At 44.0% G+C, this 14,753-nt stretch carries 15 protein-coding genes and 2 pseudogenes; 6 read left to right on the top strand and 11 right to left on the bottom strand.

The window, feature by feature from the left end; all coding sequences use genetic code 11:
• Positions 1–60: 60 nt before the first annotated feature.
• Positions 61–1,053 carry a site-specific tyrosine recombinase/integron integrase gene (xerA, locus tag JT26_RS00290; protein WP_036844516.1) on the bottom strand — a complete coding sequence of 331 codons (993 nt, stop codon included), beginning with the start codon at positions 1,051–1,053 and terminating at the stop codon, positions 61–63.
• A gap of 166 nt (positions 1,054–1,219) precedes the next feature.
• On the opposite strand from xerA, the gene JT26_RS00285 reads away from it, so the two are divergent.
• Positions 1,220–1,903: a restriction endonuclease subunit S gene (locus JT26_RS00285; protein ID WP_235299992.1), complete on the top strand. Its 684-nt coding sequence runs from the start codon at positions 1,220–1,222 to the stop codon at positions 1,901–1,903.
• Here JT26_RS00285 and JT26_RS00280 read toward each other — a convergent pair.
• From JT26_RS00280 to JT26_RS00255, 7 genes are all read right to left on the bottom strand, one after another.
• Entirely contained in the window at positions 1,845–2,264 is a 420-nt protein-coding gene (locus JT26_RS00280) for a hypothetical protein (protein ID WP_036844512.1), read from the bottom strand. The two genes, JT26_RS00285 and JT26_RS00280, sit on opposite strands and share 59 nt — an antisense overlap.
• Before the next feature lie 346 nt (positions 2,265–2,610).
• Positions 2,611–2,922, bottom strand: coding sequence for a helix-turn-helix domain-containing protein (locus JT26_RS00275; RefSeq protein ID WP_036844509.1), 312 nt, complete (start codon positions 2,920–2,922; stop codon positions 2,611–2,613).
• Between the two features lie 3 nt (positions 2,923–2,925).
• On the bottom strand, positions 2,926–3,195 hold the full coding sequence (locus tag JT26_RS00270) for a helix-turn-helix domain-containing protein (protein ID WP_004351356.1): 270 nt from the start codon (positions 3,193–3,195) through the stop codon (positions 2,926–2,928).
• 332 nt (positions 3,196–3,527) lie between these two features.
• A complete protein-coding gene (locus JT26_RS10560) occupies positions 3,528–3,818 on the bottom strand; it encodes a hypothetical protein (protein ID WP_152566948.1) in 291 nt (96 codons plus the stop codon).
• Between the two features lie 39 nt (positions 3,819–3,857).
• Positions 3,858–4,343 (bottom strand): DUF1896 domain-containing protein, encoded by a 486-nt coding sequence (locus JT26_RS00265; protein WP_036844501.1) that lies wholly within the window; start codon positions 4,341–4,343, stop codon positions 3,858–3,860.
• A gap of 52 nt (positions 4,344–4,395) precedes the next feature.
• The gene (locus tag JT26_RS00260) at positions 4,396–5,664 is read right to left on the bottom strand and encodes a site-specific integrase (RefSeq protein ID WP_004352919.1); all 1,269 of its coding nucleotides are present in this window, start codon (positions 5,662–5,664) and stop codon (positions 4,396–4,398) included.
• A gap of 4 nt (positions 5,665–5,668) precedes the next feature.
• Positions 5,669–6,895, bottom strand: coding sequence for a site-specific integrase (locus tag JT26_RS00255; protein WP_036844489.1), 1,227 nt, complete (start codon positions 6,893–6,895; stop codon positions 5,669–5,671).
• A 333-nt stretch (positions 6,896–7,228) separates the two neighbouring features.
• Between JT26_RS00255 and JT26_RS00250 the strand changes: the two genes are divergently transcribed.
• The 4 genes and pseudogenes from JT26_RS00250 to JT26_RS10340 form a co-directional block, all read left to right on the top strand.
• Entirely contained in the window at positions 7,229–7,618 is a 390-nt protein-coding gene (locus JT26_RS00250; RefSeq protein ID WP_235299998.1) for a hypothetical protein, read from the top strand.
• A gap of 293 nt (positions 7,619–7,911) precedes the next feature.
• Complete coding sequence (locus JT26_RS10955; protein ID WP_235299991.1) at positions 7,912–8,076, top strand: hypothetical protein; 165 nt, start codon at positions 7,912–7,914, stop codon at positions 8,074–8,076.
• Between the two features lie 194 nt (positions 8,077–8,270).
• Positions 8,271–9,941 (top strand): group II intron reverse transcriptase/maturase, encoded by a 1,671-nt coding sequence (gene ltrA, locus JT26_RS00245; protein WP_036844477.1) that lies wholly within the window; start codon positions 8,271–8,273, stop codon positions 9,939–9,941.
• A 1-nt stretch (position 9,942) separates the two neighbouring features.
• Positions 9,943–10,231, top strand: a pseudogene (locus JT26_RS10340) (hypothetical protein); the annotation flags it as partial.
• 106 nt (positions 10,232–10,337) lie between these two features.
• On the opposite strand, the pseudogene JT26_RS10335 reads toward JT26_RS10340, so the two are convergent.
• Positions 10,338–11,677 (bottom strand): annotated as a pseudogene (locus JT26_RS10335) (IS3 family transposase); the annotation flags it as partial.
• 98 nt (positions 11,678–11,775) lie between these two features.
• Here JT26_RS10335 and JT26_RS00225 point away from each other — a divergent pair.
• Positions 11,776–12,651, top strand: coding sequence for a hypothetical protein (locus JT26_RS00225; RefSeq protein WP_369793994.1), 876 nt, complete (start codon positions 11,776–11,778; stop codon positions 12,649–12,651).
• A 148-nt stretch (positions 12,652–12,799) separates the two neighbouring features.
• Here the strand turns inward: JT26_RS00225 and JT26_RS00220 are convergent, their stop codons facing one another.
• Complete coding sequence (locus JT26_RS00220; protein ID WP_036844462.1) at positions 12,800–13,384, bottom strand: RloB family protein; 585 nt, start codon at positions 13,382–13,384, stop codon at positions 12,800–12,802.
• Between the two features lie 3 nt (positions 13,385–13,387).
• Positions 13,388–14,689, bottom strand: a complete 1,302-nt coding sequence (locus JT26_RS00215) for an ATP/GTP-binding protein (protein WP_036793015.1) — start codon at positions 14,687–14,689, stop codon at positions 13,388–13,390.
• Between the last annotated feature and the right edge of the window lie 64 nt (positions 14,690–14,753).

The raw sequence follows: 14,753 nt of genomic DNA, 5'->3' as shown, positions 1-14,753 counted from the left end.
CTGCAAAGATACAGTTCACAAAGCAAAATGACGAAGAAATCAAAGATAAAATGGCTATTATCAGCCTATATACTTGCGGTGTGCCATTTTTACATTTGCTTGATTTACCATAGCGTAATGCAATGTGGTATCAATCTTTACATGCCCCAATAGCCGTTGTACCTGTTCAATGGGCATACCTTTGTCAATAGCCATAGTTGCTAAGGTACGACGAAACTTGTGCGGATGCACCTTGTTCAGTCCTGATCGCTTACCAAGTTGCCGCAAACGTGTTTCTACTCCTCCTATTGTCAGCCTATTGTGGGGCAAGGACAAAGATACAAACAGAGCAGGATTCTTGTCCGTTCGACTTTCAAGATACCGTTTGAGATGTATTTTTGTTCGTGCATTAAAATAAACTTCCCGTTCCTTGTTGCCTTTGCCAAATACAACGCATTGCCGTTCGTGAAAGTCTATATCTTCACGGTTCATCTTTACCAATTCGCCTACACGCATACCTGTGGACGCCAACAAATCTATCATGGCCAAGTCTCTGATTTCATGGCAGGTATCACGCAACACCTCCATGTGTTCATCGCTTATTACTTCTTTGACAAGGCTTTCAGTACGCACTTTGTGAATACGGCGTACAGGGCTTTTAGCAATATAGTCTTCATCCTCCATCCACGCAAAGAAGCTGGAAAATATGCGTCTCAGGTTGTCTATCGTAACTCTGCTTGAGCCGCGTTCTTCTTGATAGCGAGCAAGATAGGAGCGAATGTCGTTTGTTTCGAGTTCACCTATTCGTTTTTGTTCACTTCTCAACAAGGCTTCTATGGACGATTGGTAATAGCACAACGTTTTATCTGAACAACCCTCTATTTTCTTAGCAGAAATAAAGGCTTGCAGTAGTTCTCCATTAGCTTGCTCTCGTTGTTGCTCTTCACTTTCAGCTGGCATCATTACCACTTGTTCAAAGGTGGTTTTCAATACTTCTCGCAATCTTGTTTGTTGCCTTGTATCCAAAATATTAGACATCTCGGCAAGAATGTTCTCTATTATTTTCTCTTTCATCTAATTATTATTTTGGAGACATACCATAATAACGAAAACTTCGGAGAACATAGAAAGATTAAATCATAATTTAGAAGCGATAGCAAAGCAGCTTTACGATTATTGGTTTGTGCAGTTCGACTTTCCCAACACTGAGGGCAAGCCGTACAAAAGTAGCGGTGAAAAGATGGTGTGGAATGAGAAGTTGAAGCGTGAAATACCAGAGGAATGGCATTGTGGAAATCTCTTTGAGATTGCAACATTTACCAATGGCTTAGCTTGCCAGAAGTTCAGACCGAAAGATGGCGAAGTACCATTGCCTGTTATCAAAATACGGGAAATGCACGATGGCATATCTTCTGATACAGAAGAAGTCTCGCCTAATATACCCGAATCGGTAAAGGTATACAATGGCGATGTGCTGTTTTCATGGTCAGCATCATTGGAAGTTATGCTTTGGGCTTGTGGTCTTGGCGGACTTAATCAGCACATCTTTAAGGTTACATCTGCTAATGACTTCCCAAAGTCATTTTACTACTTTCAACTTTTGAATTACGTGGATGTCTTCAAGAAAATGGCAGAAGCGAGAAAAACAACGATGGGGCATATTACGCAAGACCATCTACAGCAAAGTACAATCGCCATTCCTGATAACAAAGACATTGTAGACAAATTCGAGAAACGAATATCTCCCATCTTTGCACAGATGGTCAAACTACAAGAAGAAATACAACAATTATCTAAGCAGCGTGACGAACTCCTGCCGCTTTTAATGAACGGTCAGGCATCACTAAATTATGATTTATCAGCCTTCAGTTCTGTCTTCTCTCAAACAATTCTGTCAATTGCACGACTTGTTGTTGCAATCTGATGAGAGTTTGGGAATAGGTTTCGAGTTTATCCAGCATTCGTTGAGCAGTGGCGACAGAATGATACGCATTGAGGATTTTCACGGCTTCATTGTATAGCACGCCTATCTTATGTGTCAAGGCTACAATTTTTGAGAGTTTCTCTAAGTAAGACTCCCTTGATGGGTCTTCTGTGATGACCTTAAAGGCTTCACCTAAAAGTCTTGCTCGAACAAAATCACTTTTCGTTTTTGCTCCCGACTTGCGGTAGAGTCTGATAAGCTTCTGCTGGTCTTCAGAATTAGGTATCCTGATGTGCCATCTGTCCCATCTTGGGCAGGTGGCACATCTGCCGTCTGGCTTCTTTTGTTTCTGCTTTTTCATTGCTTTCTAATCACGACTTTGGAGTGATTTAATCCCCCCTTCGGGGCAAGGGTCTTTGTGGGACAAACGGCGGTTTGTGGTACAAAGACACACCTTGCCAGTATAAAGAAAGAGATAGTTTGTTATGTTCCATAAAGTAACCTTTCTGGGGTGCTTTTAATAGACGAGAGTTCAAAGTTCAAGAAGTAAGTCAAGAGATAAGTTTAGACTAATTTCTTGACTTACTGACTTTATGAGCTGACATATTTTTGACTAAAGTTAATTTTGACTTAGGTCGAAACTAATTTCTTGACCAAAGTCATAACTGACCATTTGACTTAAGTCGCGACTGATGTCTTAACTTAACTCATAACTTACCTGTTTGCGGTATTGGATTATAATGCCTTTCAAGCATTGTCTGTATGTCGCTCTGCTTGTATAGTATCTTCCCTCCGATTTTGTAGAAAGGAAGCGTTCCTAAGTTTCTGTACTCTTGGAGCGTGCGTGTGCTGAGCCGTAATTGGCTACAAACCTCCTCGCCAGTGAGGTAAACCTCTCCGCCCAGCATCGGACGGGCGGTAGCGCAATAACGCTCCAGTTTCTTTAAGATGCCCTCCATCAGTTGTGCAAACATCTGCATCTGAGGGTCTTCCTGCGTAATGATTTCATTCTCCGACATAATTCATTCATTGTTTGCGTTCAGTAATTCCGTGATGTCGCTCTCCTTGTAATAGCACTTATGTCCAATCATTGAGAAAGGGATTTTTCCCGTATCTCTGTATGATTGCAGGGTACGCTTGCTGATGCCCAAACGCTTGCACACGGCTTCGTTGTCAAGCCATTCGTCCGTTTCGGGCGGATTGCCGATGAGTTGTTCGATACTGTGGATAAAGTCTGCAAATTCGGAGCGGTGTCGCTCCCACGCTTTGCGGTCGATGATAATGAGTTTCATTGCCTTAATTTTATTTTGATTACTTTATTGTTACTCGGAAAACAAACTGTTATGCAGTCCATTGCCGTACTTATCAAGTGCAAAAGTAAACCCTCGGAACCACCGCTGCAAGAAATGAGGATAAGCAGGGAAATAGAGAGAAAACAAGAGAAAAGACCAAAGGAAATCCGTCTGTGTTATTGCGGTAATGAGATGAGGTGCCGGCTCGTTCCTTTTATTATTTTGTTGTTTTATCGATAATTCGATAGTTCGACAAATCGAGATATCGAAGTGTCGATATATAGTTTTATCGATAGATTATTTTGACGATATATAGTTTTGACAACAGATAGTCATGACAACAAATTGTACAAACAACAGATTGTCCGTATTATCGTCAGTCCTATCTGTTGTTGGTTGTTACGCCTTGCGTCCAAAGAGCCTGAGTATGCCGTATTCTTGTCGTGCCTATACTCTCTACGGCAGCCCAGCCCTGCAAGGTTGGGAGAGATGAATACGACCGCACGAATATTGAAAATGGCAATATCACCTTGAAAAAGAAAAGTCCTGCGGTGGAGATTCTTCTCTCCATCCGCAGGACTCGACCTTGTCAGGGCAGACAGGCTGCCATTGTACCTTTGCACGATAAGAAACGGCTCCAGGGGCTTTGCGTGCGCCTTTGCTTACAACGTCTTCGGGCTTGCTTCCTCCGTCAGTCTGACCGTTGGCAGGTTGTTGCTCTCGATGAGCAGCACAATCGTGCCTGTGAGTTCGGTGTAAAGACGGTCGTATTGTCCGCTTGCGGCAAATGTGTTTGTCAAACCGAACTTGTCGAATGTGGCTTGAACATCCTTGTTCGACAACAATATGGGTGCAAGCTTCTCAGGGAGTGGTGCAGGCAGTTCCCTCTCAAACTCGTTCTCCAAGACAGAAACAAGCGTGTCGTACTTGGAAAAGTGCAAACCTTGATACAATACCTCACTTGCTATGCTCTCTGCTTCGAGGTGCGAAAAACCTTGTGCCACTGCATCGCAGTAAGCAGTTAGAGCCATGTCTGCTCGTGTGGTGATAAACTCTGTGTCGTGCAATCTTTCGGGGTGATGCTCACTCATATAACTTCTTAATTTCAACCGAAAGTAGGAAAGTACCTGTTTGTTGTTCTCTTTCATAATCGTTTGGTTTTCAATCGTGAATAATAAATGTTTGGTAATTACTTCCTTTTTATGCTTGTTGCTGCACTGCACTCTGCCTTGCGATTGACTCACAATAGCCTTCAAAGGCTGAATGCTCTCTATCGGTGAGTGCGGTCATATCCTCTTGTATCTTGTGGTCGGTTATCTTTCCGTAGATTTGTGTCGTACCTATATTGCTGTGTCCGAGCATCTTGCTGAGCGTTTCCATTGAGATGCCGTTGGAAAGGCAAATCGTGGTTGAGAATGTGTGGCGAGCCATGTGAAAGGTCAAGCCTTTCTCTATCCGGCATATCTGCCCGATGTTCACACACGCAAAGGATGCCTTCCTTATTGTAAGATTGGGAAATATCAATTCGTCTGCTTTCTTGTCCTTGATATAGAGCGAAAGTATTTGTTTGGCAATGGGCAGAAGCGGAATGATGGCTTCCACGTCTGTTTTCTGCCTTTTGATGCGGATTTCCTCTGTGCCGTCTGCATTATGGATGATGTGTTTTGGTTTGAGCCGTTGCATGTCTACACGAGCCAAACCAGTGAAGGAACAGAAAAGGAAGAGTTGTCTTGCTCGCTCGAATTGTCTGTCAATGATAGGTGTTTGCAATACCCGTTGCAGTTCCTCCGTAGTGAGATAACGCCTTGTGCGGTGTGGAAGTTCTGCTTTGTAGTCTGCAAACGGATCGATGCGGATATACTTCTTCTGCTGACCTATGCCGATGAGTTTTCTAAGGAAGATGACCGCTACCTGAATAGTGGCAAGAGAAAGGTTGCGCTCTGATTTAAGGTAGAAGTCCATCCCTTCGATGAAACCATAGTCAAGCGATGAGTAGCGAATATCCTCCAGCCCCAAGCGTTCACGCAAATAAGCCTCAATGAGTTGTGTGGCATAGATGTAGTTGGCAAAGGTCGGCTTGGCTACCGTTATTCCTACGCAAGGACGCTTTTCCTCTATGAAAAGTCGTGCTTCCTCCATAAGAAAACCTTTGGGCTTGTCTTCTTCCATGAGTTCACGCTTCAGCAACTCAGCGGTAATATAGCCACGTTGCCAGACTAATTCTTGATACTTCGCTTTGGCTTGTTCCTCTTTGCTTTGTAAATAGCGGTTGATTTCCTTTGTCTCTTCGCCTATACCCTTGCATCGTCCCTTACGACTGTCCCAAAGTTCGGAAGCGATTTCCTTGCCCGTGCTGTATTGCACCTGCTCACCGTCTATGGTGATGCGTCCCATAATCGGGCATTTGCCGTTCTTTTTCTCTTTGGAGCGATTAATATAAAAGAGTGTCTTGAATGTACTACGTGTCATGATGTCAAAGTTTTAAGGTGAATGTATCTTGTATGCGTTGTTGCACTTCCTGCATGTCCCGATGGATTCTTTCGGAGGAAACAACTGCATAAATTTGTGTTGTTCTCAAATTTGTGTGTCCGAGCATACGGCTCACCGTTTCGATAGGTACACCTGCCGAGAGTGTGATAAGCGACGCAAAGGTGTGCCGAGCCATATGGAAGGTCAGCGGACTTTCCATGCCGATGTTTCTCTGTATGTGGTGCATGCCATTGAGGATAATGTCGGTAGTCGGTACGTCAAAGACAAAGCCTGCACGCTTTCCTCTGTACCGCTCCATTATCGCCCAAGCAGGAGGAAGTACCTGTACACGATACGGAGTTTTGGTCTTCATTCGGCTGCCCTTGATGCAGAGTTCGCCTTCTTCCAAGACAATGTTTTCCTCTCTCAGATTGCGGACATCGGAGATGGCAAGCCCTGAAAAGCAGGAGAAGACGAACAAATCACGGACAATACGATAGTTCTCCCATTCAATCTTCAACTCGATGATGCGCTCAAGTTCTTCCTGCGTAATGCTTCTTGGTTCACCCTTTGGTCGCTCGTAACTGTATCCCCAAAAAGGATAGAAGTCCAGCACACCTTTCTTTACCGCCATCGCCATGCGGACGATGGTCTGCAAGGTGGATAAGGCACTCGATACGCTGCTGCGTTTCAGCTTTCGGTCAATGGTGAGATAATACTCGAAGCCCTCGATAAATGCTTTGTCCAGCTGTGAGAGTGGAATGTCGCTTACTTTGTGCTTCTTCTGCACATACTCACGAAGCAGGGATAGCTGGTAGGTACGGAGTTTGAATGTCTTTAAAGCTCTATCAATGCCTATGCGCTCCTTTGTCTGTGTGAGATACTCCCCGAAACTCTCCAAGAGCAGGGTTTGGCGGTGGATTTGTCCTTGATAGGCATCCCTCACGTCTGTGGCTGTGAAAGTTTCTTTCCTTTCACTGAGTTCGTGAAAGCGTGTGTGAATAAGTGCGGTGCATTCACCAAGTTTTTGATTGACGGACACAGCCATGCTACTCTTGCCGATAAGCCTTTGCTTACGACTGTCCCAATGAGTGAGCGGAGTCTTGCACTTGGTGGAGAAGCCCGAATGGGTTCTGCCTACGGAGATACGCCCGATGACAGGCACAAGTCCTTTCTTGTCGGTTCGTTTCGCCTGAACGAAGAACGATACTTTCAGCTTGTTTTCTTTCATTTTTTCTGTCGTTTTTTCAAAATTTCCTTTGCTTGCAAAGGTACATACGAACAAGTATTCCTGAGCGATGCAGAAAAATGAAAGATGAAGAATAAAAACCTATGACACAGTTGTTTACATTCAATTCGTAACCCCTTTTTGCTTTTTCCCTGATGGGTTACGATTTGGTAACGGAACTCCTGCCGTTTGATGCTCGTTCTTGCTTACCCTCAAAATAGTAAGAAAATGCTAAATGATATTATTTCAAATAGTTACATTCCTTGCGTTTCCCCCTATTTCCCTTAATTCTTAATGACTGATTATGCGAGGAAGATGAGTCTTGACCTACGCATGATTGATTCTGCCTACGAAGACCACATCTACAATAAGGCTTCTCACTGCGCCAAAATGCTTAACGACTACTACCAAAAGTATAATGCACAAAAAGGGACGCAATTTGTCTTCTCTGACCTCGGGACTTACAAGCCCGGAGAGTGGAATGTCTATTCCGAAATCAAGCGTAAGCTCACTAAAGACTATGGCATACCCTCATCAGAGATCCGTTTCATTCAAGAATGCAAAAATGAGAAGGCTAAAAAAGCAGTAATTGAGGGTATGAATAAGGGAAGTATACGCATCCTGTTCGGGTCCACCGAAATGCTTGGAACGGGAGTTAATGCCCAACAGCGAGCGGTAGCGATTCATCATCTCGATACGCCTTGGGTGCGACATGAAGTCGCATAGATAATTGTTAGAATGATACTTACGAGTATCAGCTTTAACCCGCTGTTCCGTCAGCGGTAGCCTACCGACCGATGCACCTTAATGCTGTAAGCGGTCGGGACAAAGTACACTTTCGCAAGACGAGACAGTACCGTGAGGGAAAGTCAAGTACGGTTAGTATCATACCGTAGAGTGGCGAGGCTGGATAGTATGGTTAGCGTAAGCGAACTGTTAGTAAACTTCGTAATGTCACGAAAGAGTGTAAGATACTGATACACTCTCCCCAAAAGGGAAGCGGTCGGCTAGTCCTCTCCATGGTAGGATTACACGGACACAAGCACCGCCGGAGGATGAGACAGAACCTAACCTATCCGTTAGTTATCTATGTGGAACATGGTAAGCCTATATATCTCCTGTCATACAGTTTGATAGGTAAGCAGACAGTAATGAACGCTGAATGGTATGCAGGTATAAGATAACAGAAAAAGCGAATGCCGTTCTGTAATGGAACGGATACGGATTGAGTCGACATCACGAGCTGGTGTGGACAACATCATCCGACACGAAAGTGGGCAGACTTCTGTGACGACATTCGTCAGGCAAGCAAGTCGAGTGTTGTCAAATGGTGATTCTTTACAATTAACTTTTAGAACTTTCAAAAGAAGGAAAGCAAATGAACGAGAACAAAACATCGTTTGCACCTGCTGACAATCAGCAAACGCTTTGGGACAGCATTGACTGGACTAAGGCAGAGCTGTCTGTTAGAAAGCTACAAGCACGTATTGTAAAGGCTCAAAAGGACGGCAAACACGACAAGGTGAAATCCCTACAGTGGACGCTGACCCACTCTTTTTACGCAAAAGCCTTAGCCGTAAAGAGGGTTACTTCTAACGGAGGGGGTAATACCCATGGGGTTGGCATGGAAACATGGGAGAAACCCGAAACAAAAATGCAAGCAATAAACGACCTCAGACGCAGAGGCTATCAGCCGAAGCCCTTGAGAAGAGTTCACATCAAAAAGAGTAATGGCAAACTGCGCCCATTGGGAATACCTACATTAAAAGACAGAGCCATGCAAGCACTCTACCTCATGGCATTGGAACCAGTAGCTGAGACGACAGCCGATACTCGTTCATACGGATTCCGTAAGGAACGTCGTTGTATGGATGCAGTAACGCAATGTCATAATATCCTTCGAAAAGGCTATTCTCCCAAATGGATTTTGGAGGGGGATATAAAAGGGTGCTTTGACCATATCAGCCACAAGTGGCTGCTTACCAACATCCCTATGAACAAGGCAATGCTCCAAAAATGGTTGAAATGTGGCTATATCTTTAATAAACAGATGTTCCCGACAGAGGAGGGTACTCCACAAGGTGGTATCATCTCTCCAACGCTTGCCAATATGACATTGGATGGGTTGCAGAAAGCTCTCGCAGAGAGATATAAAAGAAGAACCATAAAAGGGGAACATTATTCTCCAATGGTGAATCTGGTACGTTATGCCGATGACTTTATTATCACTTGTGAGAACAGAGAAACGCTTGAAAACGAAATCAAGCCTTTGGTAGCCGAATTCATGGCGGAAAGAGGGCTTACCCTGTCTGAAGAAAAGACGGTGATAACCAACATTCGTGACGGGTTCGATTTTCTTGGTTTTAATATCCGCAAATACGGCAATGAAATATTGACCAAGCCGACCAAGAAAGCCGAAAAACGCTTTATGGAGAATATCCGTAAGGTGATAAAAGGCAATAAGGGTTGTAAGCAGGAGTCCTTAATCAGAATGTTGAACGCTAAAATCCGAGGTTGGGGGGCTTATTATCAGCATGGTGCAACGCGTGATTCTTTTCACAGAATTGACCATCAGATATTCCTCTCCCTATGGCAATGGGCTAAACGTCGCCATTCCAAGAAAGGGAAGCGATGGATTAAAGACCGTTATTGGTATAACATCCGAGGTAATAGTTGGACATTTGCTGCCAAGTTCAGGAAGTCAAATGGGAAAGATGACCAGCTAACATTGCTGACGCTCTCCTCTGCATTCCCTTTCCTGCCATATACGCAGATTAAAGGAGATATGAATCCATTTGACACGGATTGTCGTTTATACTTCAACAAGAGAATGAAGTCGAAAATGCTTGTAACACTAAAAGGACGTAAATCTTTGCTTCACCTATGGGAAAAGCAAGGGAGAATATGTCCAATATGTGGAGAGCCGATAGATACGCACAAGGCATGGAATGTACTGCCAACCGTTCAAAAAGGACGAAAGTGCAATATATTGGTTCATGACGAATGTTTCAAATTAACCCGAAAATCCAATGACAACAGAAAGAAGTAGTATGAGCCGGTCTCTATATAAGAATAGAGATTTAGAAAAGCTTGAGCCGTATGAGGGGAAACTCTCACGTACGGTTCTGAGGGGGGGAAGAGGGCAGTAATGCCCTTGACCTACCCGATCGTCCTTCAGACCTTGAGCAGCACAACGGACGGGCTATCCGTAAGGGGAACCTTGTGGCCAAAGAGTTTGCCGACAATAAGGTTGATGTCATTATCTATGCCGTCGAGCGTTCACTCGACAGCTACAAATTCAATCTGTTACACAACAAACAGCTCTTCATCAATCAGCTTGTGGTGTACTGAAAAAAGTTGACAGTAGAGGAGGATAGTTTTACACTTGGTTTACACAATAGATTTTATGAGGTGGGTTTACACTGTCCTTAGGTAAGGGGGATAAACGTTGACACGATGCAAATTTAGCTCTTTGTTCGGAATTCATCCTTGCGTAGAACTTGGGAGAAATGCGCCAAGAGTCTTCTTGGCAGGCCACAAGGAGATTTTGAGCACCTTTTTGTAGCAGTTGCATTGGCGTGCGTCCACCGATGGCTTGATGGGGGCGGACTTCGTTGTACATCCGGATGGCTTGTGCTGCTTCCTCGAATGTTTGATCCTCGGAGGAGATGTACCATGAGTTCTTCAGTGTGTTGTTTATCCTTTCAGCCAAAGCGTTATGAAGCGGATCTCCCGTACGGGTCATGCTGATGCGACATCCCCGCTCGGTAAGAAGTTGCGTGTACCGGGTGGAGGCATACTGTACGCCTCGATCGCGATGGTGGATCGTGTGGAGGATGTCTACTTTATGCCTTTTGTAGAAGTCAAAGGTTTGTTCGAGCGCCGTGAGACAGCCCTCCACTTCAAGTGTAGGGTGCAGGCAGTGCCCCCACGATACAACGGCTGTATGCGTCTGTAAGGAGGGATAGGTAGGCGAAGCCTCCACGATAGGTGATGTAGGTGATGTCTGCCACGAGGAGATCGCCCGGTTTCTTGGGCTCGTATTTGGGTTCTGTGTTGAATAAATCATCGTACTTATGGAAGTGATGGTTGGAGTTGGTGGTACGGGGGCGATAACGTCGTTTACGTAACATTAAGTTGTTGGCACGGAGCAAGTCGCAGAAGCGGTCTCGGCTGATGACGAACTTTTCCCCGAAGTGTTGTTTGCACAACAGGTACAACTCCCTGAAGCCGGCCTTGGGGAGGTGTTCTCTCCTGCGCAGATACCGACAATAGAAGACCAGACTTGTCTCCAGAACGTCTGTTTCGTAGAGACTTGGCGTGTTGAAGTTGCGTTTATAGTAGGCCTGACGGCTGAAGCCAAGCAGTTCGCAGAGGGGGGGGAGACCGGATGATGAGGTCGATTGTCCTCTGACAAACGCTGAACTACTTGGCTTCGGAGTTTTTTCTGATCTCGATGCCGTAGGTTTCTTCCGCGAATTCAACGAGTAACTTGTAGGCTTTATGACCGAGTTCCTCGTGTTTGAGTCTTGCTTTGAGCTGACGGTTCTCCTTTCGAAGACGCTTCAACTCTTCTTGTTCACTCATACTGAGCGGATTGTCAGATGTCGGGGTTTTCATAACTTCTGCTTTGGGTTTGTCTGATAACCCAAATTTACGAAGCCAATAGTAAATACTCCCCCTGTTCAAACCGTATTTCTTTTCAATGGCGTACTTGCTGAGATCTGAACCGAGGTACTCTTCCAAAATATGGAGGCGTTCCAGAATACTGAAATGTTTGGACATAGTTTCTTGTTTTTTCTCCTCCTCTACTGTCAACTTTTTTCAGTACACCACAGTTCAAGACAAATACGCTCGGCTCTCGTACAATCGAGGAAGAAAGTATGGACGAGGATAGCGGTATGAACTTCTCGGAATATGTGGCTGTACTTTCCGGCAATACAGACCTGCTGGAAAAGGCAAAACTTGATAAAAAGATTACAGCCTTGGAGTCGGAACGTAAAACCTTCCTCAAAGAGCGTGATGCAGCTGGTGGAAAACTCGCCAAAATACAGCACTCGGTAGAATATCACAGTCGGCGTATCCAAGAGGCTAAGGCAGACCTTACTCTCTTTGAAAGCCGGGTAGAGCGGGATACGGAGGGGAAGGCTATCAATAAGCTTATGCTTAAAGGGATAGATGAAAGTGCAGATATTAAGGTTATGGCGGCGCGATTGCAGGAAATTGAAGAGAAAGCCCGCACCAATGGTGAACACCACAAAATCGGAGAGACTTACGGTTTCTCTATCACGGTAAAAACAGAAAGCTCCATGAAAGACCTCTTTCAGATGTCGTCCAATCAATTTTTTGTCAAAGAGCAGGAGGGTATCTACTACACCTATAACAATGGTAAGCTCGCTAGCGATCCCAAATTCGCTTGTGCCAACTTTGTCAATGCCCTTGAGCGCATCCCTAAGGTCATTGAAATACATGAGAAAGAACTTGCCAAGGCGACGGCAGATATTGGGGTGTACACTACGATTGCCAATGGATCGTGGGAAAAAGAGGACGAGTTACGCTCGCTTAAGGGGCAGGCGGCAGAACTAGAGAGAAAAATTGCCTTAGAGCTTGTTCCGCCCGAGCCTGAGGAGGAAGAAATTAAAGATGGAGAGAAGAAGGGGCAAGGACAAGGAGGAGTACAAAACGCGACCCTCTCAAGGGGCAACGCAAGAACCCACTCACACTTTGCTCCAACACATGACAACGCCGCAGTCCTCTGAGCACGCTCCTAAGAGCGAATCTGAAGCCCGAGGCATCATGAGTAGTGTAGTAATCCCTAAACCCAAGTGGAGATAGAAAAAGCGTCAAGTAAAATATGTTTACTTGACGCTTTTTTGCTTCTAAATTTCCATTATTGAAGCTATTTCTTTACCCCAATTTTTCTAATAACCTTAGCAATTCATGAATCTGAGTGTACGAGTGTAAATCCTCGGGAGTCTGTTGAGCTATTTTCAGTAGCTGTGTTGCATATTTGGTAGCTCGGGACAAATCTCCATACTTTATCAGGTAAGGATATAGTGGATTCTTTTTGAAAAACTTCTTGGTTTTTTCATAACCAGCAAGATATTTCCTCAACTCTTTCTCCAACTCCTCGTATGTTTGATAGGCTTTAGTCGATAGAGAAGGTAAAAAATGAAGTAGGAACCAGAACTCTGTACAAGGATTGGTCTCAATAACGATTATCCCAGCCTTCTGAAGATCAGCCTTCTTGTTATCATACAGAGGCTTTTCTGCTGGTTTGTTGTATATGACGTCCATATCAACAAGGCAGATCACAATGTCATAGCCTTCAGACAAACAGGATTGAGCCTGCTGAAAGATATATCGCCAATCTGAATGCTTAGGGAAAGTTGGCTTCATTTGAAATGGGTAACGCTTTGCTATACGAAGCGACTCCAAGTAGAACCATTCTGTTTCTCCCTCTCCTATAATTGCAACACTTTTCTTTTCCATAGCTTAGTCACCATTTATGTCGATATAATGAGAACCTAGAAAAGGCAATGATGCTAACTTGTTTTGTCTATAAGCATTGTAAGGTGATGCCGTCTTGTGCAAACCGTATGCCGATAAGCGAGTAAGCATACTTCCCCCATCAGCACCCTTTTCTGCAAACCAAATCGTATCTCTTCGAACGAATTCCTCATTGAGAAGATTGAGATCATGAGTAGTAAAGAGTAACTGAGATGGCATCTCACAGCTAGCAATGAATGTCCTAACAAAATAAGACAAGAGTTCATAATGCAAACTAGCCTCTATCTCATCAATGATGATAATGCTAGCTTGGTGGAGTACCTTATATAGAAGAACTGAAAGCATTAATATCTGAAAGGTTCCTGCAGACTCCATAGTTTCTGGTAGTCGATATTTACCTTGGGAAGTTTGATGTGTAAAGACAAATTGCTCTTTGCGAATGATTCCATCTTTTAGCCAGTCAAACTTAGCATTCTCCGGAACAGGTAGTGAGGACAAAAGCGTGCGTACCTCTTCATTAAGTTGCACTTCCTCATCTTCTATATCAATATCAGAGATATTAAAATCTGAGGTCTGAAGAAACTTCTTAGCAAAATCTTTCACAGTCCCTTTGACATCATTCCTAAGAGTTTCTCTTACATATGCGGCTAATGATAATGTAGCTGTTACAGGTAAAAACATTTGTTCAGAGAAGAAAAGATATACATCATTCAGACGTGAAGTTTCTACATTACTCTTACTCCAAGCTGCTATAACAGACATATTGGCGATGGTGTTACCCTCAATTGCCATATAGCTTTTTTTGCTGAGTTTTAGATAGCTACCCCAATTGATTTCTACTAAATCCAACTCTGGATTGTAATTCCTTTCGTATAAAACAGCAGCCCGACTTGATGGATAGAAAAATAACTTCTCTTGGTAGATTCGCTTACTATCAGCCGTCAGTTGTAACAGGTATTTCTCCTTATTTATATAAAAGGATAACTCAAACTCTGTTTTCCCCTGTCGGGATTCCTCGTCCAGCAAGAAGGGAACAACCCCAACATCCTTAGTTTTATCCTCTATGGGTAGGCACATTATGGCCCTCAAGGTATCCAATGCTGAGATTAAATTTGTTTTACCAGAAGCATTTGCCCCATATATAATCCCGATTTTGAGTAGGCGTACCCCCTCCTTAATTTCAATCAGATATTCATCCGACATAAAACTGTCGCTCGTAGGCTCAAAACTAAATGTTACAGGCTGCCGGAAGGAGAGGTAGTTTCGAACTGTAAATGATGCGATCATATTTTACTACACTTTTGTTACTATGCAAAGGTAGTAAATATGAATTGTTTATGCAATCAAAATA

The organism is Porphyromonas sp. COT-108 OH1349, from assembly GCF_000768755.1.
Classification (GTDB): Bacteria; Bacteroidota; Bacteroidia; order Bacteroidales; family Porphyromonadaceae; genus Porphyromonas_A; species Porphyromonas_A canoris.
This window is presented reverse-complemented; position numbering and strand designations above follow the sequence as displayed.